At 38.4% G+C, this 22,645-nt stretch carries 16 protein-coding genes and 4 pseudogenes; 10 read left to right on the forward strand and 10 right to left on the reverse strand.

Annotated elements, in window-relative coordinates:
• Window positions 1-264 (reverse strand): annotated as a pseudogene (locus LZ575_RS00620) (phosphatase PAP2 family protein); the annotation flags it as partial.
• Window positions 237-845, reverse strand: coding sequence for a hypothetical protein (locus LZ575_RS00625; protein ID WP_235327626.1), 609 nt, complete (start codon window positions 843-845; stop codon window positions 237-239). The pseudogene LZ575_RS00620 and the gene LZ575_RS00625, both read right to left, overlap by 28 nt.
• Before the next feature lie 178 nt (window positions 846-1,023).
• Here LZ575_RS00625 and LZ575_RS00630 point away from each other — a divergent pair, with 178 nt between their 5' ends.
• From LZ575_RS00630 to thrC, 5 genes and pseudogenes are all read left to right on the forward strand, one after another.
• Complete coding sequence (locus LZ575_RS00630) at window positions 1,024-2,151, forward strand: VWA domain-containing protein (RefSeq protein WP_235327628.1); 1,128 nt, start codon at window positions 1,024-1,026, stop codon at window positions 2,149-2,151.
• A gap of 46 nt (window positions 2,152-2,197) precedes the next feature.
• The gene (locus LZ575_RS00635) at window positions 2,198-3,661 is read left to right on the forward strand and encodes an AAA family ATPase (RefSeq protein WP_235327630.1); all 1,464 of its coding nucleotides are present in this window, start codon (window positions 2,198-2,200) and stop codon (window positions 3,659-3,661) included.
• 411 nt (window positions 3,662-4,072) lie between these two features.
• Window positions 4,073-6,520, forward strand: coding sequence for a bifunctional aspartate kinase/homoserine dehydrogenase I (gene thrA / locus LZ575_RS00640; RefSeq protein ID WP_235327632.1), 2,448 nt, complete (start codon window positions 4,073-4,075; stop codon window positions 6,518-6,520).
• Window positions 6,521-6,524: 4 nt separating this feature from the next.
• Window positions 6,525-7,446 (forward strand): annotated as a pseudogene (locus LZ575_RS00645) (homoserine kinase).
• 39 nt (window positions 7,447-7,485) lie between these two features.
• Window positions 7,486-8,781 carry a threonine synthase gene (gene thrC, locus LZ575_RS00650; protein WP_235327634.1) on the forward strand — a complete coding sequence of 432 codons (1,296 nt, stop codon included), beginning with the start codon at window positions 7,486-7,488 and terminating at the stop codon, window positions 8,779-8,781.
• Between the two features lie 143 nt (window positions 8,782-8,924).
• Here the strand turns inward: thrC and LZ575_RS00655 are convergent.
• The 6 genes and pseudogenes from LZ575_RS00655 to LZ575_RS00680 all read right to left on the reverse strand — a co-directional run bounded on the left by LZ575_RS00655 (window position 8,925) and on the right by LZ575_RS00680 (window position 16,352).
• A pseudogene (locus tag LZ575_RS00655) lies at window positions 8,925-10,408 on the reverse strand (S10 family peptidase).
• A 54-nt stretch (window positions 10,409-10,462) separates the two neighbouring features.
• Complete coding sequence (locus LZ575_RS00660) at window positions 10,463-12,115, reverse strand: AarF/UbiB family protein (RefSeq protein ID WP_235327636.1); 1,653 nt, start codon at window positions 12,113-12,115, stop codon at window positions 10,463-10,465.
• Window positions 12,116-12,333: 218 nt separating this feature from the next.
• Window positions 12,334-12,573 carry a TrkA C-terminal domain-containing protein gene (locus LZ575_RS00665; protein WP_311196140.1) on the reverse strand — a complete coding sequence of 80 codons (240 nt, stop codon included), beginning with the start codon at window positions 12,571-12,573 and terminating at the stop codon, window positions 12,334-12,336.
• Entirely contained in the window at window positions 12,503-13,120 is a 618-nt protein-coding gene (locus tag LZ575_RS00670) for an NAD-binding protein (protein WP_235327638.1), read from the reverse strand. The genes LZ575_RS00665 and LZ575_RS00670 overlap by 71 nt, the downstream gene beginning before the upstream one ends.
• Window positions 13,089-14,336, reverse strand: a complete 1,248-nt coding sequence (locus tag LZ575_RS00675; RefSeq protein WP_235327640.1) for a cation:proton antiporter — start codon at window positions 14,334-14,336, stop codon at window positions 13,089-13,091. Before LZ575_RS00675 ends, LZ575_RS00670 begins: the two co-directional genes overlap by 32 nt.
• 138 nt (window positions 14,337-14,474) lie before the next feature.
• Window positions 14,475-16,352, reverse strand: coding sequence for a peptidase M61 (locus LZ575_RS00680; RefSeq protein WP_235327642.1), 1,878 nt, complete (start codon window positions 16,350-16,352; stop codon window positions 14,475-14,477).
• Window positions 16,353-16,516: 164 nt separating this feature from the next.
• Between LZ575_RS00680 and LZ575_RS00685 the strand changes: the two genes are divergently transcribed.
• From LZ575_RS00685 to LZ575_RS24140, 5 genes are read left to right on the forward strand one after another with little or no spacing between them, the layout of a single operon-like run.
• On the forward strand, window positions 16,517-17,167 hold the full coding sequence (locus LZ575_RS00685; protein WP_235327646.1) for a lamin tail domain-containing protein: 651 nt from the start codon (window positions 16,517-16,519) through the stop codon (window positions 17,165-17,167).
• Window positions 17,125-17,502: a hypothetical protein gene (locus tag LZ575_RS00690; RefSeq protein WP_235327649.1), complete on the forward strand. Its 378-nt coding sequence runs from the start codon at window positions 17,125-17,127 to the stop codon at window positions 17,500-17,502. The genes LZ575_RS00685 and LZ575_RS00690 overlap by 43 nt, the downstream gene beginning before the upstream one ends.
• A gap of 18 nt (window positions 17,503-17,520) precedes the next feature.
• Window positions 17,521-18,294 carry a hypothetical protein gene (locus LZ575_RS00695; RefSeq protein ID WP_235327661.1) on the forward strand — a complete coding sequence of 258 codons (774 nt, stop codon included), beginning with the start codon at window positions 17,521-17,523 and terminating at the stop codon, window positions 18,292-18,294.
• Window positions 18,251-20,323, forward strand: a complete 2,073-nt coding sequence (locus tag LZ575_RS00700) for a DUF5689 domain-containing protein (RefSeq protein ID WP_235327663.1) — start codon at window positions 18,251-18,253, stop codon at window positions 20,321-20,323. The genes LZ575_RS00695 and LZ575_RS00700 overlap by 44 nt, the downstream gene beginning before the upstream one ends.
• Window positions 20,290-20,508 (forward strand): T9SS type A sorting domain-containing protein, encoded by a 219-nt coding sequence (locus tag LZ575_RS24140; RefSeq protein WP_409187233.1) that lies wholly within the window; start codon window positions 20,290-20,292, stop codon window positions 20,506-20,508. Before LZ575_RS00700 ends, LZ575_RS24140 begins: the two co-directional genes overlap by 34 nt.
• A gap of 67 nt (window positions 20,509-20,575) precedes the next feature.
• On the opposite strand, the gene LZ575_RS00705 is transcribed toward LZ575_RS24140, so the two are convergent.
• Window positions 20,576-21,775, reverse strand: coding sequence for a glutamate-5-semialdehyde dehydrogenase (locus LZ575_RS00705; protein ID WP_235327665.1), 1,200 nt, complete (start codon window positions 21,773-21,775; stop codon window positions 20,576-20,578).
• 59 nt (window positions 21,776-21,834) lie between these two features.
• Window positions 21,835-22,610 (reverse strand): annotated as a pseudogene (gene proB, locus LZ575_RS00710) (glutamate 5-kinase).
• Window positions 22,611-22,645 lie beyond the last annotated feature (35 nt).

The following is a 22,645-nucleotide window of genomic DNA, read 5'->3' on the forward strand; positions in this document are numbered from 1 at the left end:
CTAGAATTGGTAACTAATACCTATTCCCTGAGAATTTATATTCATTCCACGGTGATTAAATCCCATGGCAGGATAAATTTGCAAATTTTTATTCTCTTTTTTATGTAATTCCGGAATTAATATTCCACTTGCTGCTCCAACCGCATATCCAATAAGGTTATCTGTGAGGAAATGTTTTCCTGCTCTTATTCTTAAATATCCCACAGTTGCAGGAATTGCAGCTGCTACACCCCATACTACTGGCTTCCAGTTTGAATCGGGATGAAAATCATTATAAACTTTAGCAGCAAAAAAGAAGCGGCAGCTGTAGCTGCAGTATGACCAGCAAAAAAAGACCGTTGTTCATCACTATCTATTCTTTCTTCAACAGGAATTGAAGTATTATATACCAGTGGTCTACTCTTTTGGACAAGTGCAGCTGTTATCGTAAATAAAGCTCCTGTTGTTGCCATTGATTCCACAAATAGTACAGAAATTTGACCTGCGTGAGATCTTTCATTCTTACTCAACATTAACACCACTGGCAAAGCAAAAGAACCAAACATTGGGATGTAGCTATCACTATTTGCTCTTTCACTATAATTTCCAGCTGCCCAACGATCTACCTTCCAAATATCTTCCTTTGAAAGATTGTTTAATTTAGTTTCAGTTAATGCATCTTTTTCCTGGATTAATAGTACGCCTAAAACATTAAGGCCTAAACCTGTCGTTATGAAAATCCCATCTTTCACCAGGTCGGTCTCATAAGGGGAATCATTATTTTGAGCAAAGCTGGTAAAATTTAATAAAATGGTTAATAATAGAAAATAAGCTTTCTTCATTTCTAATTTTTTTTCAAAAATCATATTTCTCCATCAAACCACTTAACCATTTAAGAAAAGAATAACAGGAAATCAGGTCTTTAATGAATGTTTGAACCTAAAAATCGACAAATATTTTTTGAAATTATAATTAACAAAAATTTAGTCCCTGTGCTGGTTGAATCTTTTCTATGTGCGCCTAAAATCCATTAACTTTATGACTATGAAAAAGGATGAAAACAACATTAAATCGGGCTTTGTTTTTAAAAATTATGAAGAACCCAATCAGTCTCCTTTCGATAAGCTTTTTGAAATTTTTAAAGAGCTCATCACTCATACCTCCGGTGATTTTGAAGAAGCTATTGACTGGTTGAGACAATTGGACAAAGAGTATGAACTTACAACTAATGAGTATTCTATTGATGATTTCATAGAAGATCTAAAGAATAAGGGATACATAAGAGAGGAAATAACTCCGAATGGACCAGGAATGGCTATTACCGCTAAAACGGAAAGAGCAATCCGGCAACAGGCATTGAATCAAATCTTTGGAAAACTGAAGAAGAGCGTCTCCGGAAATCATACCACTAAATATCAGGGAACGGGAGATGAGCACACAGGTGAATTTCGATCTTTTAATTATGGAGATCCGCTTGAAAAGATCTCTATGACTGAAAGTTTACGAAACGCCCATATTAATCACGGAGCAGGAGACTTTAAGATGACCGAAGATGATCTCGTAGTGGAAGAGACGCATCATAAATCCCAAATGAGTACGGTATTAATGATTGACATTAGCCATAGTATGATCTTATATGGGGAGGATAGAATTACTCCGGCAAAGAAGGTCGCCATGGCTCTTGCTGAACTTATTACTACCCGGTATCCTAAAGACACTTTAGATATATTGGTTTTTGGGAATGACGCCTGGGCAATTTCAATAGCAGATCTTCCTTATTTACAGGTAGGACCTTATCACACGAATACGGTCGCAGGTCTACAACTGGCAATGGATTTGCTTCGCCGAAAAAGAAATACAAACAAACAAATTTTCATAATCACCGACGGTAAACCCAGTTGCATTAGGGAACGGGATGGAACTTATTATAAAAACAGTGTTGGCCTGGATCCTTATGTAGTAGATAAATGTTATAATATGGCACAGCAGGCAAGAAAACTTCATATTCCTATTACCACTTTTATGATAGCAAAGGATCCATATTTGGAGAAATTTGTAAGGGAATTTACACAGGCAAATCATGGAAAAGCCTTTTTTACAGGATTAAAAGGTCTGGGGGAAATGATCTTTGAAGATTATGAGGCAAACAGGAAGAAAAGAATAAAAGGATGAAACTGGCGGCAATTAAAAAATAAAGTTGCTGCAAAAAAAGAAGTAAATGAAAAGGGAAGAAATAAAGACATTAGAAGACTTAAAAAAATCAGGTTACCAAAGTAGAAGTATAAAGGAGGAACTAAGACAAAATTTAATAGCTAAAATTAGAGCGGGAGAACCTGCCTTTGAGGGAATACACGGCTATGAATACACCGTAATTCCGGAGTTGGAGAGGGCAATTCTTTCCAAACACAATATCAACCTACTTGGACTGCGGGGACAGGCTAAAACCCGATTAGCGCGGCTTATGGTAAAACTACTGGATGAGTGGATCCCAGTTGTGGAAGGTTCAGAAATCAATGATGACCCGTTAAACCCCATTTCCCGGTACGCACGCGAAATAATTGCTGAAAAAGGAGAAAATACTCCAATTGACTGGATTCACAGGGATGAAAGATTTTTCGAAAAACTTGCGACTCCCGATGTTACTGTGGCCGATCTTATTGGAGACGTTGATCCTATAAAAGCAGCTAATTTAAAACTGAGTTATGCCGATGATCGTGTGATTCACTTCGGAATGATACCAAGGGCTAACAGATCAATTTTTGTAATCAATGAATTACCAGATCTTCAGGCAAGAATTCAGGTAGCGCTATTTAATATTCTCCAGGAGGGAGACATACAAATTAGAGGTTTTAAGCTAAGACTGCCTCTCGATATGCAATTTATTTTTACAGCCAACCCAGAAGATTATACGAATAGGGGAAGTATAGTTACTCCCTTAAAAGATAGGATTGGGTCTCAAATTTTAACTCATTATCCTCACAATATTGAAACCGCCCGGGCCATTACCCAACAGGAGGCAAAATTAGATTCCAGGCAGAAGGAGATGATTTACGTGCCAGATCTTGCAAAGGATCTTCTGGAACAAATAAGCTTTGAAGCAAGGGACAATGAGTTTATCGATTCCCGAAGTGGTATAAGTGCAAGGCTAAGTATTTCAGCTTTTGAAAACTTGTTAAGTACAGCCGAAAGACGTGCCATTAAAACAGGAGAAGAAAAAACTTCTCTAAGGTTTAGTGATTTTCTTGGCGTCATTCCGGCAATTACCGGTAAAGTTGAATTAGTATATGAGGGAGAACAGGAGGGAAGCGCAGTGGTGGCACAACAGCTAATAGCTGATGCTGTTAAGACTTTGTTCCCGAAACATTTTCCGAAGATTGAGAAACTCGAAAAACCCAAAGAGAACAGCCCTTACAATGATCTGGTTGAATGGTTTTTTGCTGAAAGCGGTTTTGAATTGCTCGATGACCTTTCCGATGATGAGTACCGGGAAAAATTAGATTCAATTCCTCCTCTAAATACTTTAGTTAAAAAATACCAGCCGGAAATAGCAAAAGAAGACAGCTATTTCCTGAAGGAGTTTCTGCTTTGGGGACTGGTAGAATTTAAAAAACTAAACAAATTTAGATACACTACCGGTATTCAGTTTAAGGATTTATACGGAAGCTATATTAGCGGATTGTAATTCAGATAAATTAGATTGATAAATGAGAATAGGTAATAGCAATTGTTATTTCCTTATTCTCATTTTTTTTGCCATAACTCTTAAAATGGTGGTGCGTGATTCTCAAAAAGCTTCACTTTAAATTATGGATATCTAAATTATAATACGTCAAAATGAGAAGACTGCAAATCTTCTAATATTTTTCATTTTTTATTTTTTTGGTTGGGCTAATTAGCTACTTTTATAATCTACTTTTCAAAAATAGAATGATAATAGTACCATTTCACATTAATTTTTCCACTGCTGCAATCGCTACTGCAATAGTTGTAATTATTATGATTGGCACTGGTATTACCCCTATGGGGTACTAAGCTATATATCTTCCGTCCACGCACTTTTTTATCATTTCTTATTTAATAAAATTTAAAATCCATGAAAATTGTAAAATTTGGAGGTTCTTCCCTTGCATCCTCACAAAGAATAAAATCTGTAGCTCAAATTGTTTTATCGCATTTACAGGAGGGATCTACTGTAGCTGTATTTTCTGCTTTTGGCGGGGTCACAAATGACCTTCTTTATATGGCTGATTTGGCAGCACGTGAGGATGAAAAATACAAAGAGATCCTGGAAAAGAATGAGAAGAGACATCTAGAGGTTGTACGGGAATTGATTCCTGTCCAAATGCAAAGCAGTATTCTTAGTAAGGTAAAAACTGAATTTAACAGGCTCGAGACATTATATGAAGGAGTGTACCTTCTAAATGAACTTTCAAATAAAACAAAACATGTAGTTGCAGGCTTTGGTGAAATCCTCTCCTCCCTCATTATTGCTGAATATTTTAGAAGCATAAAAATTGAGACTCAATTTCTCGATTCCCGTGAATTGATCGTTTGTAAAAACCTGAACGAAAAGGTACAGGTTAATTACGAAAAAACTTACGCTAACATTAAGAACAGGTTCAACGAAAATTCATCAGGTCTTTTTGTTGCTCCGGGTTTTATTGCCAAGAATGATCAGGGAGTACCAAGTACTCTTGGGCGTGGAGGATCAGATTTTACTGCGGCTATTTTTGCAGGAGCCCTTGAGGTAGAGGAAGTATTGATCTATACAGATGTTGATGGAATGTATACGGCCAACCCGGCAATCGTTCCGCAGGCTTATCCCCTTAAAAATATTTCTTACGAGGAAGCCATGGAATTATCACATTTTGGTGCAAAAGTTTTATATCCTCCCACCCTGCAACCCTTACTGGAAAAACATATAAGAATAAGGATAAAGAACACTTTTAAACCGGAAGATGCAGGAACTTTAATCTCTAAATCCAGCAAACAAAATTTTAGATCGGTAACCGGGATCACTCATATTGATGCAATTAAAGTTCTGAATTTTGAGGGAAGCGGTATGGTAGGCATTCCTGGATTTTCAAAGCGGTTTTTTGAAGTATTGTATCAGGAGAACATCAATATTGTTTTAATTACCCAGGCCTCATCAGAGCATAGCATTTGTGTAGCGGTTAAAGATGATGAAGCTTCAGCAGCAAAAGAAGCTTTGGATGAAGCCTTTGCTGTGGAAATTGAAAACAGGAAAATTAAACCTGTAGAAATAGAAGAAAATGTAGCTATTATAGCCCTGGTGGGTGATGCGATGAAAAGCCATCACGGCCTTAGTGGTAAAATGTTCAGTGCCCTTGGAAACAATAATATCAACATTCGCGCTATAGCACAGGGATCTTCTGAAAGGAATATTTCTGCAGTTATATCAAAAAAGGATGTAAAAAAAGCGCTGAACACTCTGCACGAACAATTTTTCGAGGTACCGTCCAAGGAACTTAATTTATATGTCACGGGAGTAGGAAATGTGGGGAGCAAACTTCTCGGCCAGCTTAAGAAACAGGAGAAATATCTACTGGAAAAACTTCGCCTTAAGGTTAGGGTACTGGGGCTTTCTAATTCTCGAAAAATGATATTTAATGAGGATGGAATTGATCTTGAAAACTGGCAGGAAATTTTAAAAGATGGAGAACCAGCCAACAAAGAAATTTTCTTTAAAAAAGTAAATCAATTCAACCTGCGCAATAGCATTTTTGTTGATAACACTGCCAGTGCAGAAATTGCTTCGTGGTATAAACAATATTTAGCCAACTCTGTTTCGGTTGTAACCTGTAACAAAATCGCCTGTTCCGATGATTTTGAGAATTACCAGGAACTTCAGGACCTGGCAAGGGAATATGGCGCTTCTTTCTTATATGAAACAAATGTAGGTGCAGGCCTACCTATTATTGATACACTAAAGAATCTGGTTGCCTCCGGTGATAAGGTCACAAAAATTCAGGCTGTACTTTCCGGAAGTTTAAATTTTGTCTTCAATACCTACAATGCAACAGAACCTTTTTATAAGGTTGTGGAAATGGCTATGGCAGAAGGCTTTACGGAACCTGATCCCCGGATAGATTTGAGTGGAGTAGACGTGGCGAGAAAAATTCTTATTCTTGCCAGGGAGAGTGGCCTGCAGATGGAATTGGAGGATATTGAAAATGAAAGTTTCCTTTCTGAAGAAAGTTTGAATGCTGAAAACAACGAGAAATTTTTCCACCATCTTAAAGCTGAAGAATCCAGGTTTCAGGAAATATATAATAGTGCCTCTGCAAACGGAAAACGACTTAAATATGTAGCTCAATTGGAAAACGGGAAAGCTAAGGTGGGATTACAGAAAGCGGGACCTGAAGATCCTTATTTTGATCTTAGCGGAAGTGACAACATAGTCCTTTTCTTTACTAGCAGATATCCACAGCAACCTTTAATAGTGAAAGGTGCGGGAGCAGGAGCTGATGTTACGGCATCAGGGATTTTTGCGGATATAATAAGAATTGGGAAAAAATAACAGGATGAAAGAGATAAGAATTTTTTCTCCTGCTACCGTAGCTAACCTCTCCTGCGGTTTTGACGTTTTGGGCTGCTGCCTTGAAAACGTGGGAGATGGGATGTTGGTCCGTGAGAACGATTTACAACAAATTAGGATCACTAAGATTATCGGTGAAGATCTGCCCCGGGATCCTGTAAAAAATGTCGCAGGAGTGGCAGCACAAAGTCTACTGAATCATTTGCAGAGTGAACAGGGTTTTGATATTGAAATCACCAAAAATATTAAAGTAGGAAGTGGAATTGGCAGCAGTGCTGCAAGTGCAGCCGGAGCTGTTTTTGCTGTGAATCATTTGCTGGGAAGCCCATGCACCCCCGTAGAACTTGTTCCTTTTGCAATGGAAGGAGAGGCGCTTGCGAGTGGTAATGCACATGCTGACAATGTTGCACTAAGCATTACTTGGAGGTTTTAGTCTTGTGAGAAGCTACAATCCTCTTGAAGTGTTATCCCTGCCAACTCCTCCTAAACTTAGGGTCGTTGTCCTCCATCCTTTAATAGAAATAAAGACAAAAGATTCTCGCTCAATTTTACGGCAGAATGTAAGTCTTCAAAAAGCTATTGAACAGTGGGGAAATTTGGGTGCTTTTGTTAGTGCTCTGCATACCGAAGACTACGATCTCCTGGGAAGAAGCCTTAAAGATGGAATTATAGAGCCTACAAGATCCATTTTAATTCCTCATTTTGAAGATTTAAAAAAGGTAGCTATGGAAAATGGAGCATTGGGCTTTGGTATTTCAGGCTCGGGACCTTCAGTTTTTGCCCTTTGTAAGGGAGACGAAAAAGCTCAACAGGTAAAAGAGGCTATTCAGGAATTTTATGAACAACAAGGAATAGAATTCGATCTTCATCTCTCTGCAATCAATTCAGAGGGAATCAGGATTTTATAAAATTATTTTAGTAAGTAGAAAAAAAATCAACATCAGCTAATGAAATATTTTAGTTTAAAAGATAAAAGTCATAGTTCCACTTTTGAAAATGCGGTACTGAAAGGATTGGCACCAAATAAAGCTTTGTACTTTCCTGAAGTCATTCCGAAGCTACCTAAATCTTTTTTTGAAAGATTGAATACTCTAAGTCATACCGAAATAGGTTTTGAAGTAATTAAACAATATGTTGGTGATGAAATTCCTGTTTCTGAACTGAAAAATATTGTTGAAAAGACACTTAATTTTGATTTTCCGGTGGTGCCTGTAGAAGAAAATATTAAATGTCTAGAACTCTTCCATGGTCCTACTTTGGCTTTTAAAGATGTGGGAGCAAAGTTTATGGCGGGAAGCTTAGGTTACTTTCTCAAAAAAGGAAATGTGGGAAAAATTACAGTTCTGGTAGCGACATCGGGGGATACAGGTGGTGCGGTAGCAAACGGGTTTATTGGTGTTGAAGGAGTTGATGTCGTAATTTTATATCCTAAAGGTAAAGTAAGCGATATACAGGAAAGACAGTTGACTACCCTGGGAAAAAATATTATGGCTCTTGAAGTAGACGGTGCGTTTGATCTTTGTCAGGATCTCGTGAAACAGGCATTTCAGGATGAGGAAATTCAGAAAGAAAGGCAACTTACCTCAGCTAATTCTATTAATGTAGCGAGATGGTTACCGCAAATGTTTTATTATTTCCTGGCATACAAGCAATTACCTTCCGAAGAAAAAAAGCTTGTCTTTTCAGTGCCTAGTGGAAACTTTGGAAATATTTGTGCCGGATTTTTGGCAAGGGAAATGGGATTGCCCATAGATCATTTTGTGGCTGCCAATAACGCTAATAGAGTGGTTACAGATTATTTAGAGACTGAGAAATACGAACCTAAACCGAGCGTACAGACGGTATCGAATGCAATGGACGTGGGAAATCCCAGCAATTTTGTGAGGGTACAGGAACTTTTTAATAATGAATTTAATGGCCTGAAGAGTAATTTGTCCTCTTACAGTTTTGATGACGAAACTACAAAAGCAGCTATTAAGGATGTTTATGGAAGAACAGGTTACACTTTAGATCCTCACGGTGCTGTGGGGTATCTGGGATTGAAATGCTTCTTGAATCAACATCCTGAATATAACGGAGTTTTTCTCGAAACAGCGCATCCTGTGAAGTTTTTAGAAACTGTTGAAGAGGCTACAGGGGATCAGCTGGATCTCCCATCTTCAGTTAAAGATCTGTTGAATCTGGAAAAGAAATCTTTACCAATTAAAGATTATAAAGAGCTAAAAGAGTTTCTGTTGAAATAAATTCTTCAGAAAAAAATAGAGGCTGGATTAAAAGGTTAACTTGATCATAATGAAGTCATTTCAGCTTCTAACTTTTATAAAGCTGAAAAGTTAGCAGAAGGATTTTTTCATCTTTTAATACAGCCTCTAATAATCAGAGTGAATTAATACTTAGCCGATTTTCCTTCTCCCGGAAGACTGGTTTCAATAAAAGTCCTTATATCGTCATTGGCATTTTTAAGATCCTCGGCTCTCAAATACATCATATGACCGCTTCTGTAGCCTTTAAAGCTAAGCCTGTCCTGCATTCTCCCACTCGGGTCGAGTTGCCACATTGAGTATTTTGCATTAAAATAAGTAGTGGCACCATCAAAATAACCAGACTGGATTAGCACATTTAAATTGGGATTCTGTGCCATTGCCTGCCTTAGATTCTCCCCGGTATTGTCTCCACTTCTATCCCATGGATGTACAGGCCCAAACATATAGTACCGTAGATCTGTTTTAAATTTAAGTTCTTCCTGCAGGTAATAGTTTATAGCAGGGGTAAAGGAATGTAACCAGGAGGTGAGTTCTGCATTATAATCAGGAGAATCCCTGCCTCTTTAGAATCTATACCTAAATATCTGGAATCTAACCTCCCAACTGTGTAGCCTCCGTCTTCTCTCAACAAATCTTTCCAGAAGTACTGGAAGGGCACGGCAAGATTGTTCTGAAGGATCACTTTTTCAGAAATACCGGAATATTCAGACATTTGAGCAGCTATCTTCTGCTTTTCTTCCTTTGAAGTAAAGCCACCCTTAATTAAAGCAGGTAATAATTTGTTAATAGTATATTCCTCTACTTCAGGAAGAAGTTCATCCAGATCTTTACTCTGCATATTCGCAGGTAATTTCTTGTGGTACCAGGCAGCAGCTGCAAAATAGGGTAGACGATTTGCGATTTCTACGGGACCTTCTCTATCTATTCCAATCTCTGTAGGCGAAACCAGAATTACCCCATTAAGGTACATCCAGTGACTGTTTTGAAGTTCCAGTGCTAATCCTGAAACGCGGGTGGTACCATAACTTTCGCCTATTAAATATTTAGGTGATAGCCACCTGTTATTCCTGGTTACAAAAGTGTTAATCCAACCTGCCAGGTAACTAATATCTGCACTTACACCAAAAAAATCTTTTCTATCCGGCTTTTCTCCTCCGTCTTCAATTAATCTGGAATACCCTGTATTTACCGGATTCACATAAACTATATCTGCTATATCGAGTATAGAGTGCGGATTTTCTTTTACACCATAAGGTTGTACAGGAAAACCTTCATCATCAATTTTTAATACCCGGGGCCCGGTGTAGGCCAGGTGCATCCAAACTGATGCGGAACCCGGACCTCCATTGAAAGAGATAACTATTGGCCTGTTTTTGGTGTCTTTTATGTCACTTCTTTTATAGTAAGTATAAAAAAGGCTGGCTACGGTTTTCCATCGCTGTTCCAAACCTGGCTGAGTTCCTGCCTGAGCAGTGTAGTTAATAGTTTTTCCTTTAATATTTACGCTGTGGTTAGTTACTACAGTAGTGTCTACTAGTAGTTTAACCTGTTGAGGAAAGGCTGTTACAGAAAATACTGCAATAACAACCCTTAAAAGATATCTCATAAGGGGTCTAAAAAATTACGAGCTATAAATTTGAGGATTTTTCCTGAATTTTACCTACTCGTCCTTAAATAATATTGTATAACTAAGTGCTATTCCTGCGACAGCTGCAATTAAAAAGAAAATTATTGCCAGTCCAGGATATCCCATAATAACGAAAGTAGAGGGCACACTCATTAACATGGCTGCACCCACGATCATTGCAGCGATGATAAGGCCCAGAGTTATTCTGTTAGCTACTTTCTGAAAACCATCTGTCCAACGTTTTTCGTCAATTGCATTTACTTTTATTTCAAATTTGTTTTCAGCTAAATTTTCAGAAATTTTATTGAGTCTGTTTGGAAGATTTTCCGCAAGATTTTTTGCCTGCAGGGCCATGGAGAAAATGTTCTCCGGTTTTAGTTCAGCATACATCTTAGAGCGCATCATTTTATTTACATGCTCTCTAATTGCCTTTCTTAGATCAAATTCGGGTTCGAGGACTGCAACGATTTGGTCCATATTTAAAAGGATTTTCCCCAGAATATTGACCTCCACAGAGATGTGAATGCCATTGTCTGCAGCTACCCGGTTCATCTGGATCAACAGCCTCCCGGTTTGCATTTCTTTTGCCCTGGTATTCTGGCTGTCCATTACAAGATGGTTTACCTGCGTCTTAAAATTTTTAATGTCTGCTTCTTCACCAACCTCGCTCATTGAAAGGAGCACATTTGCGCAAGCTTCCCCGTCATCCTGGCTAAGGGCGATTAGCAGTTGCAAAAGTTTGTCCTGCATGGTTGGGGTGAACTTTGCCACCATCCCAAGGTCAATTAGAGCAATTTGATTTTGATCGGTTAAATGTACATTTCCGGGATGAGGATCGGCATGAACGAAGCCATCGGTAATGATCTGTTTAAGGTAAGCATCTACTAATTGGTCTACCAATGGACTAAGATCATTCTCCAACTGCTTTAAAGGAGAAATAGAAGTTATTTTTGTTCCCTGGATAAATTCCATCGTCAATACTTTAGAAGAGGAGTAATCCAAAATTGGTTGTGGAACAGTTATCCTGTCGTATTGCTTTAAATTATCACCCAAAGTCATTAAGTTTTGGGTTTCCCTGTGGTAATCCAGCTCCTGTAGCAGAATTCTTCTAAGCTCTGACAAAACATCGTCAAAGGCGTATTTTCTGGCAACCTTCGTGTGTTTCACAGCAAATCCTGCAAGCTCTCTTAGAGTATCAAGATCATCCAGAAACTGTTTTCTTATCCCCGGCCGCTGTACTTTGACGGCAACGGGTTTCCCTGATCTAAGAGTGGCTTTATGAACCTGTCCAATAGACGCACTTGCTAAGGGCTTTTCATCAAAAAAAGAAAAAGCTTTAGAGATACGTGACCCAATTTCCTCTTCTACTATCTTGTGTACTTCTTCATAAGAAATTGGAGGTACATCATCCTGAAGGGTAGCCAAAGCTTTTAAATAGGCATCGGGTAATAAGTCTGGCCTTGTAGATAGGAGCTGCCCCATTTTAATATAAGTAGGACCCATTTTTTTAAGGTCTTCAACCAGTTCTTCAGGGGTTTGGTCATAATTCTCGTTGCTGTGTTCCTCGCTGTCATCTTCATTAAGAGCAGTGGCTGCAGTTCTTTGAAATAAATCACTGTTCCAGTATTTCAGCATAAAACCCATAAATTTTTGGTAGCGCACCAAATTGTCAGGAAGTACAGACATGTTAATCAGGTTTAGAAATGTTTAACTGGATTAAAGATATTTATTTAAAGTCATTGCGCAAACAGATTAAGAAAAGCACCCCGCAGTTTTTAGATTTTTGGCAAAGATTTAATAAAAAGCGGCTTCAACCTGAGAGAAATTAAAGATCATTTTATGTTATTAATAATAGTTGCTTTCAGCTGAAGTATATAAAGCTTTATAGAATAAATTTTCCCGCTTTATAAGGAAAGGTGCTGATTCAGTTTATTAATATTGGAAGGATTCCCGAAGAGGTACAAAAGGTCTCCCTGTTTAATCATGGTATCCGGCTGTACCTCGGTAATGTAATTCACTCCTCTTTTAATGGTTAAGACCGTTACCCCGAAATTCTTTCCAATCCCGGACTTTTCAATAGTTTTTCCAACTATAGAATTGTTTTCTCTTTGTACACTTAAGGTTACAATTTCCTTGTTTGGAATATGAAGATGCTGGTAAGTGTGACGTGTGTGGACCTTTCTTGAGTGTCGTTAGCATTTCATAATCAGAGGATCTTACCTGGTTAATAAAATCCTGAATTTCATTATGAGGTATGAGATACTTTCGTAAAACCCGACTAAAAATCTCTATTGAAGTCTCAAATTCTTCGGGAATTACTTCATCTGCACCAAGTCTTAGGTTTTCTTCTATTTCCCGCACATACCTTGTTCGTACAATTAGATTGGCCGTTTGAGTTAGAGACCTTATTCCATTAATTATTTTTTTAGTAGCATCGGGATCTGAAATTGCGATTACCACCACCCGCGCTTCCTGAACGTGCAGGTGTTTTAAAATTAAGGGATTGGTCGCATCTCCAAAAATTATAGGTTCTCCTGCCTTTTTACCTTTTTCAAAAGCATCCGGTTCAAGATCGGTTACTACATAGGGTATATTGGCATGCTTTGCGGCCTTAGAAATATTTTGTCCGTTGATTCCAAAACCAATGATCACCAGGTGGTCATGGAAGTTCTTCCATTGGTGCCTCTGCACTCTTCATTTGTCTGTGCACATTATCGAGACGTTTTCTAACGGCTGCAGGTATGGGAATCTTTAAAATATTATAAGTGAGACTTGCTGAATAATTCATGACAAAAGGAGTGAGCCCCATTGTGATAATTGAAATAGCCAGGAAATACTGGTACACACTTTCGGGTAGCAATTCGTTTTGTACACCAACCGTAGAAAGTAAAAGAGAAAACTCTCCTACCTGGAAAAGTGCAAAAACTGTCATGAACACTGTTCGTGGAGGATACCTTAATACCCAAACTGTACCTGCTATAATAAGCATCTTTAGAAGCAGAACGCCTATAACAAGCAACAAAATCCAAACAATATTATTGAAGAAAAACTGAAGATTGAGAAGTGATCCTACCGAAATAAAGAAAAAACTAATAAAGATTTCCCGGAATGGAAGCACATTTGCGGTGGCCTGGTGGCTGTAATCAGATTCTGAAATAATTAATCCCGCGAAGAAAGCTCCCAAGGCAAGCGACAAACCTACAGAAGAGGTTAACCAGGCAACTCCAAAACAAAACACTATCGTTGTTAAAATAAATAATTCCCGGTTTTTGGTTTTGATCACCATTTTGAACACCCGTGGAACCACATAAAGGGCCAGTAAATAAATAAGTATACCTACTCCTAAAATCTTTAACAGCAGTATTCCCAGTGTCTCCAGAATATTATCAGATTTTCCTGCAAGAAGTGGAGTTAGCAACATCATAGGAACTACCACTATATCCTGAAATATCAAAATTGCTACTGCAACCCTTCCATGAGGGGAGGTAATTTCTCCTTTCTCCTGTAAAATCTTTAGAACAATTGCGGTACTGCTCAAAGAAAAAAGAAATCCTAAAAAGACCGCGGTATTTAAGGGTAATCCAAGAATGTTTGAAATGAGAGCGGTGAACAAAATAGTTCCTCCTACCTGCAACCCTCCGCCTATCAGGATAGTTTTTTTAATGGCAGCGAGACCTATTAAGGATAGTTCAATTCCTATTATAAAAAGAAGAAATATAATCCCTATTTCACTCAATAGTTCAACCTCGTGTTGTGAACTTATTAGATTGAAGGCATAAGGTCCTGCAATTATTCCTGCTATTAAAAAACCCAAAAGTGATGGCAACTTAAGCTTTTGAAAGAGCAGAATTATAAATATCGACAGTCCTAGAATTACTACTATGTCCTTTAAAATTGGGATTTCCATATTATGTTTAATCTTTCCTGAAGAGGTAAGATTGAAAGTTAAAACAAATCCCGAATTCCGCCGCTGTTCTATATATAATATTTTCGCGCTAAAAAGGGCATAAAAAAAAGCGGCAACCTTAGTTACCGCTTTTAAGCTTTAATTTTTAAGCCAGGCTTTTCTTAATTGCACCCGTTTATCATCTTCAGGAAGATCCATATCTCCCAAACCTGTTTCAGTATCGGTAGGTTGAGTAATTTTTCCTTTTAATTCCTTCTCTTCTTTATTTCTTATAACTACCATGGTTATATCATTGCCTACCTCCCAACGCTGGGATGCCATTACAAGTTCATAAACATTTTGAACATTATAATCCTTTCCATTTACGCTTTTTATGAGGTCACCGTTCTCTACTCCCAGTTCTTTTAAAAATGAATTAAGATTAATTCCTTTCCTAAAGAAGAGTTCACCTGATTCAGGATTTCCATCTATGTAGGGGGTTTGTCCTTTTATAAAATAGGAGGTGTTAATCGTTTCTTCCTGCATTTCCACTCCTACCTTAGCAAAAAATTCGTCGTATGGAATTGGAGTTTCTCCTGTGACATATTTGCTGAAGAAATCTGCTATTTCAGGATAGGTCATTTGAACTATTGTAGGTATTAGTTCTTCATCTTCAAAAGGTTTGTTTTTACCGTATTTACCGCTTAACTCCTTCATGAGATCAAGGATACCTTCCTCTCCATTACTAAGTTCTCTTAGCCTTATATCTAATGCCATTCCTATCAATGCACCTTTTAAGTAAACATTATAATAAGCGTCCTTATAAGGTACTTCCAGAATTTTCTTGCTCATTAGAGTAAAAGGGACGGTATCATCAAAATTTTTGGAATTTTCAATTTTGGAAGACATTCGTTTGTAAAATTCTTCATTCTCAATTAGTTCCTGGTTTACCTGGAATAAATTGGCAAAATATTCAGTTACTCCTTCATACATCCATAAGTGCTGCGACATTTGAGGGTTATTATAATCAAAATAATGGATTTCGTTAGAGTGAACATTCAGGGGAGTGAGAATGTGAAAAAATTCGTGAGAAACAACATCGGTCATTGTTTGCTTTAAACTTTCCAGCGGCATTGTCTCCGGTAAAACCACGACTGTAGAAGTGTGATGTTCCAAAGCACCAAAACCTTTAGCACTTGCTACTTCAGGATTAGAAAGATACAGCAGTATTGCATAATTTGAAGTATTGTCAATTTCTCCCAGGAACTTTTTTTGTGCAGAGATCATTTCTGCAACTCCATCTTTTATGCTTTGGGCGGTGTAAACTTTGTTTGGGGAATACACGTGAAGCAGCACATTAATACCTTCAGTTCTTATTGATGCTGTATCTGGTGCCGCATACATTATAGGATTATCAATAATGTCAAAGTAACGGGAGGCGTTGTATGTATCCGTAACTGCTGAAGCTTGCTTTTGGTTAGGTTGTGTTCCTGTCAATTGCATGGCTGTACCCGGGAAAAGAGCCTGTGGCCTGTCAATGGTTAATTTATAAGCGTGCTCTTTCAATTGATCAAAATAACCAATGAAACCATGAAGGTTCAGCATAAAATTTTCACCTTTTTCAATGTTAGTCCCCGAAGGAGAAAAAATTCCTTTTTCACCCTCCATATCAAAAGAATCATTGACCCAGTAAGTTATCTTATCCAGTTCAGTCGCATTATTTATGACCCAGGTATTGGAATTAGTATTCTCTAATGTCAATTCGTTTCCTTTATAGTCATAAGCTTTTACATCCTGTACCAGTTCTCCGTAATTATCTATTGAATAAGTACCGGGAACAGTAGTGGGAATATAGAATGTGGTTTGAGATTGGGTAAATTTGTCAGGATCTACAGTTACCATCACCCTATCTTCCTTAATATTAAGAAGATCTATGTTAACCATTACAGGTTGTGGTATACTGGCTGATTGATTTTGTGGAGTTTTACAGCTATAAGTAACTGCGAGGACTCCAAAGAAATAAAGAATTTTTTTCATGTAGAGAAATTATAGTTTTTGATAAGACGCTATTTTATTGGCAAATGTTACAATTTAACAGCAATAATCTGCAATAACTTATTGTTAACAGTTCGTTAATAAGAAGATTAGGATTCAAATGAATTTTATTCATTTCTTGCATATGTAAAAAAAATCCTACGAAAATGAAGAAGAAATTACACATTATCGGCTTTATAGCCAGCTTTTTAGTCACCTTTTTACTACCCGCTCAGTCCGTTTTTATCAATGAAATTCATTATGATAATGACGGTGGTGATCTTGGAGAGGCAGTGGAAATTGCCAGTCCTGCCGGAACAGATTTAGCGGGATGGACTGTTGTTCTATACAATGGGAACAACAGCGCCTCTTACGGAACAATTAATTTAGAAGGAACTATAGCCGATCAGCAAGGCGGTTTTGGAACAGTATCCTTTACGCAATCAGGTATTCAAAACGGAGCTCCGGATGGATTGGCATTAGTGAATGCCGAAGGAGTTGTCGTTCAGTTTCTTAGTTACGAAGGAACTATGACTGCAACAGATGGTCCTGCAGCAGGAATGACAAGTACAGACATTGGTGTTGCGCAATCAGGATCAGATCCTGTTGGTCATTCCCTGCAATTAGGAGGAGAAGGAAATACCTATTCAGAATTTGCATGGCAAACTTCAATTGAAAATACTTTTGGAGCTATTAATACCAACCAAAGCTTTGGGGGAGAGGTTACTACTCCAGAGCCTGAGCCTGAACCGGAACTTCCACTCAAGCGCCTGCCGTGGATATCGTTTTCATTAACGAGATCCATTATGACAATGTAAGTGGGGATATAGAAGAAGGTTTTGAACTGGCAGGAACTGCCGGAACAGATCTTTCAGCATATAGCATTTTGCTTTACAATGGTTCAGTCGGAACGGTTTATAACACAATTACTTCTAATGAAGTAATTCCTGATCAGCAAAATGGTTACGGAACTGTATCGTTTATTTTGCCTGCTAATGGCCTTCAAAATGGTGCGCCAGATGGAATTGCTCTGGTAAAAGGAGATGAAGTTATTCAGTTTCTGAGCTATGAAGGAGAAATGGTAGCAACTGCAGGAGCTGCAAATGGAATGACCAGTACAGATATTGGAGTGGAAGAAGGAAGTTCCACATAGGTTGGATATTCGCTACAATTGACAGGAGAAGGTTCTAATTATAGTGATTTTACCTGGGCACCTGAAGCACAAAATACCTTTGGAGAGGTAAATAATGCTCAGACATTTCTTTCTCCCGAGCCTGTTCTTTTTGTGAATGAGATCCACTATGACACTGCAGGGACAGATGCCGGAGAGGGAATAGAAGTGGCAGGTACTGCAGGTCTAGAACTTTCAGGCTACAGCCTTATTTTGTACAACGGAAACGGTGGTTCATCTTACAAAACTATAGCTCTTTCAGGTAGCTTACTAAATCAACAATCAGGTTACGGAACCAAAGAATTTTTTATCCCTGGTATTCAGAACGGAGGCCCTGATGGGGTTGCTCTTGTAAAAGGAGATGAAGTGCTTCAATTCCTTAGCTATGAGGGAACATTTACAGCTGTTGATGGTCCTGCTGCAGGATTGGTAAGTACAGAAATTAATGTTTCTGAAAATGGTGCAGACGCAGGAACTTCTCTTCAGCTTGGCGGAACAGGATTTAATTATGCTGATTTCACCTGGCAGGAGTCTCTTGCAAATACTTTTGGTGCTGTTAACCTTAATCAATCTTTTGGAGGTACTGTAACTGAGCCGGAACCGGAGCCTGAAGTCCCTGCAGAACCGGGTACAATTGCGTATGCCAGAGCTGCTGATATTGGAACTAAATTAGTGGTAGAAGGTACTTTAACGGTAACAGATCATCACGGAAACACCGCCTTTTTTCAGGATGAAACTAGGTGGTATTGCCATTTTCGGAGATCTTGTAACTGAAGCCAGTCTTTATCAAATTGGAGACAGCATTCGGGTGACCGGAACAAGAGCTGTTTATAATGAACTTATTCAAATCTCAGAAGTTGAAATCGTAGAATATCTTGGAGTAGCTAAAGAACCTATTGAGCCAAAAGCGATATCTCTATCTGAAATTGAAAAATATAGAGGACAACTTGTAAAGATTACTGATGTAAGTTTTCCGAATCCGGGACAACTTTTCTTTGGCAACGCAAATTACACTGTGACTGATGCTGCAGGTGGTACGGGAGAATTAAGAATAGACAGTGATGTTTCTACTTTGGTAGGAAAACTTCAACCGGAAGTTTGTGCTGAGGTGGTTGGAGTAGTAGGCAGATATAATCAGATCAATCAATTGCTTCCAAGAAATCTTGAGGATCTTCCCTGTGCAACTGAGTTTAATCCAACCTATCCGGGAATGGATATTTCCAGAGAGCTTACTTTTGATGCTGTGACCTGGAACATCGAGTGGTTTGGTGATGCAGAAAATGCTCCTTCTGCCCGAAATGAAAATTCAGATGAAATTCAGAAGGAAGCTGTTAAAGCTGTGCTTTTAAAATTAGACGCAGATGTAATTGCGGTTAATGAAATTTCTGATGAGGTCCTGTTCGGACAAATGGTTTCTGAAATGGAAGGTTACGATTATATTTTATCAGATGCTACTTCTTATCCGGACAGTCCGGGAGGCCAAAAGGTTGGGTTTATTTATAATTCAGAAACTGTAAGCGTGACCAGCACAAGAGCGATGTTTACTTCGGTTCATCCTTTTTATGATGGTGACGGTTCCCTTCTTCAGGATTATCCTGAGTCTCCGGATCGTTTTTACGCTAGCGGAAGATTGCCATTCCTAATGGAAGCAGAGGTGACCATTGGAGGAGTAACTCAGGAAATGAAGTTTATTGCACTTCATGCCCGGGCAAATGGTAGCAACGGAGCACAGGGTCGTTACGATATGAGAAAGTATGATGTAGAGGTTCTTAAAGATTCTCTTGATACTTATTATCCTCATGATAAAGTTATGATCCTGGGTGATTATAACGATGACGTGGATTTCACGGTGGCGAATGTTACCACCACGGTTTCCACGTATGCCAGTTTTGTTCAGGATGCAGAGGATTATTTTATTCCGACTGCTACTTTAAATGAGCAGGGCTTCCGTTCTTATGTTGTTGGGGATTATAATGATATGATCGACCATATTATGCTTACAAATGAGCTGGAAAATAATTACATAACAGGATCTGCAAGAGTGCACTATGAGCTGTATAACGGGGATTATACATTCACGACTTCAGATCACCTTCCGGTATCTGTAAGACTGACCATTCAGGCGCTTAAAGATTCATCTGTAAAATCCACTTTTCTTTGTAATGAGACCGATACTGCAACTGCTACAGTTAATGCTGAAGGCGGAATCGCTCCTTACACTTATTTGTGGAGCAATGGGCAAACAACTCAAACAGCTACAAGTCTTGGAGCAGGTAATTATTCAGTAGAAGTTACTGATGCTCTTGGAACTACTGTTTCTTCAGAAGTTACCGTTGAAAATGCTAATCCTATCCTGGTTGAAATGATTGAAGATCAAGTTGTATACCTTGGTTTTGGAAGCGACTGCACTACTTTAAGCGCAACTTCAATATCCGGAGGTTCAGGATCATATAGCTATGAGTGGAGCACCGGGGAAACTTCGGAATCTATCTCTGTTTGTCCTACGGAAAGTTCTGCTTATACTTTAACGGTAACAGATGCCAACGGCTGCAGCACTTCTTCCGAAGTAAAAGTGGAAGTTCAGAATATCTCCTGCGGAAATGGAAATAAAACTGATAAAGTTCAGGTTTGTTTTCAGGGTAAAACACATTGTGTTGCCCAACAAGCTGTACCTGCTTTATTGAAGAATGGAGCGCAACTGGGAAGCTGTGGAACTTCTTCTGCCTTAGATATTGAAGAGATTACTGCTTCTCCAAATCCAACTTCGGGATATTCTGTTGTACGTTTCAAAAGCACAACTTAGGTGGTAAGGCAGTACTTGCTGTTTATGGATTAAGTGGAAATAAAGTCCAGGAAGAAAAAGTAACTGTATTTGAAGGAACTTCAGATTTTCAGATAAACCTTACAAGAGCAATTCCCGGAATTTATATAGTAAAAATCCAGGGAGCCAATTTTGAAAGCGATCCTGTTAAGATCATTAAATACTAAGCAACCATATTTGTATAAAAAAAGGGAACCAAATTGGTTCCCTTTTTTTATTCCTGTAAAATAACATTTACTCTCTTATATGTCCTTCACCAAGAACATAATACTTATTAGTAACCAGTTGTTTTAAACCAAGTGGCCCGCGGTGGTGAAGTTTATCTGTACTTATAGCCAATTCTGCTCCCACACCCATTTGTCCGCCATCGGTGAATCGGGTAGAGGCGTTGTGATAAACAGCCGCACTGTCTACCTGTTCCATAAAATTAATTGCTTCCTCTTTTTCCGTAGTTATAATTGCTGCAGAATGTCCTCCGGAATATTTGTTGATCTTTTCAATGGCTTCGTCAAGGTTCTCTACACTGCCAATTACCATTTTCATCGCAAGAAATTCCTCATACCAGGTTTCTTCATTTGGAATTTTAGTAGCTTCTCCCAAGACTTTTGCAGCTTCCTCATCTACCAGAATCTCTACATTGTTTTTCTTCATAAGATTTTCAAGCTCTTTTAGCTGATCTTCATAGTTCGGAAGGTTTTTGTCTACCAAAACTTTATCCAATGCATTACAACCGGAGATCTTATCTATCTTAGCATTCAAAATTACTCTCTTTGCTACCTCCACATCGGCATTTTTAGAGACATACAAAAAGTTATTTCCACGTCCACTTACAAGAACAGCTCCTGTAGCATGTTGTTTAACAAATGCGATCAATCTTTCTCCACCTCTGGGAACTATAAGATCCAGCTTTTCCGGCGGATTTTTGAGAAATTCCTGTGTCTGGGTGCGGTCAAGCTGGAGCAATTCTATCCAATTAAGATCAAGTCCATTTTCTTTAAGAGCTTCGTGCCAGCATGCTACCAGAATTTTGTTACTAAAGTTGGCTTCTTTTCCACCTTTAAGGTAGATCTTGTTATTGGCTTTAAAGGCGAGAACGGCTGCCTCAATAGTAACATCGGGTCTTGATTCATAAATGATCATAATGGTACCAAAAGGTGCGGTTCTGTTAGTAATATCCAAACCACTTTCCAGTACCCTGTGGGAAATCGTCTGGCCAACAGGGTCTTCCTGTTCCATTACTTCCCTTACAGACTGGATCATGCCGTCAACTTTTTTGTTGTCCACTATTAGCCTGTCGTACATCGCACCTTCAGTTTCTCCAAAGGCTTCAAGGTCATCTTTATTTGCTTTTATTATTTCGGCACGTCTTTTATCCAAAATATTAATCATGAATTTTAAAACGTTGTTTTTTGTATTTGTGTTTATCAACTTCATATTATAATTTTTTCTAACTTCTAACTTCTAACTTCTAACTTCTAACTTCTAACTTCAGCTTAAGCTGTAAATTTTGTTCCCACGTCTTTACCTAAGCAACGATATCCAAGATCACGTTCCTGCGTTTACCATTCGCTATATAGGTTGGGATGTTTTTAGCGGCAGTACCTTTTGCGATTTTAATTTTGGATTCCATGCCTCCACGACCTTCACCTTCGCCTTTATCTGATTGCTGAACATATTTTTCTACGTTCTCATCAATCGTAACCTTGTTAAGTTTTTCTGACTCATCATCATTAGGATGCCCTGTATAAAGGCCTTCCGTATCACTTAAAATAATCAAAGCATCTGCCTTTATGAGTTCTGCCACCAGGCTCGCCAGCTCGTCATTATCAGAGAACATAGACATTGTTACAGAAACTGCGTCGTCCTCATTTGCTATAGGAATAATTCCTTCAGAAAGTAAAGACTCATAACAGTTAATCATATTTTCCCTATGTAACCCCGGAGCAAAATCCCGTTTGGTAGCAAGTACCTGGGCGCAACGCATTCCAAAATCATTAAAAATTCCATAATAATGCCTCATCATCCTAGGTTGCCCTACAGAGGAATAAACCTGTCTCCTCTTGGAGGGATCTTTTATGCTTATTTCGCCCAAAATTTCCTTACCCGCGATCGCAGATCCTGATGAAACAAGTACTACCATTACATCCTCTTCGTATAATGAAGCTATTTGTTCTACCAAATGTTTTAAGACGGGACCTAAAATCCTGTTGTCTTTGTTGGTCAATACATTAGTACCCACTTTTACTACAATTCTTTTTGCGTCTTTTATATCTTTAATCAAAATATATGTTTTATTAACTAATT

Origin of the sequence: Antarcticibacterium sp. 1MA-6-2 (genome assembly GCF_021535135.1) — a bacterium.
Taxonomy (GTDB): domain Bacteria; phylum Bacteroidota; class Bacteroidia; order Flavobacteriales; family Flavobacteriaceae; genus Gillisia.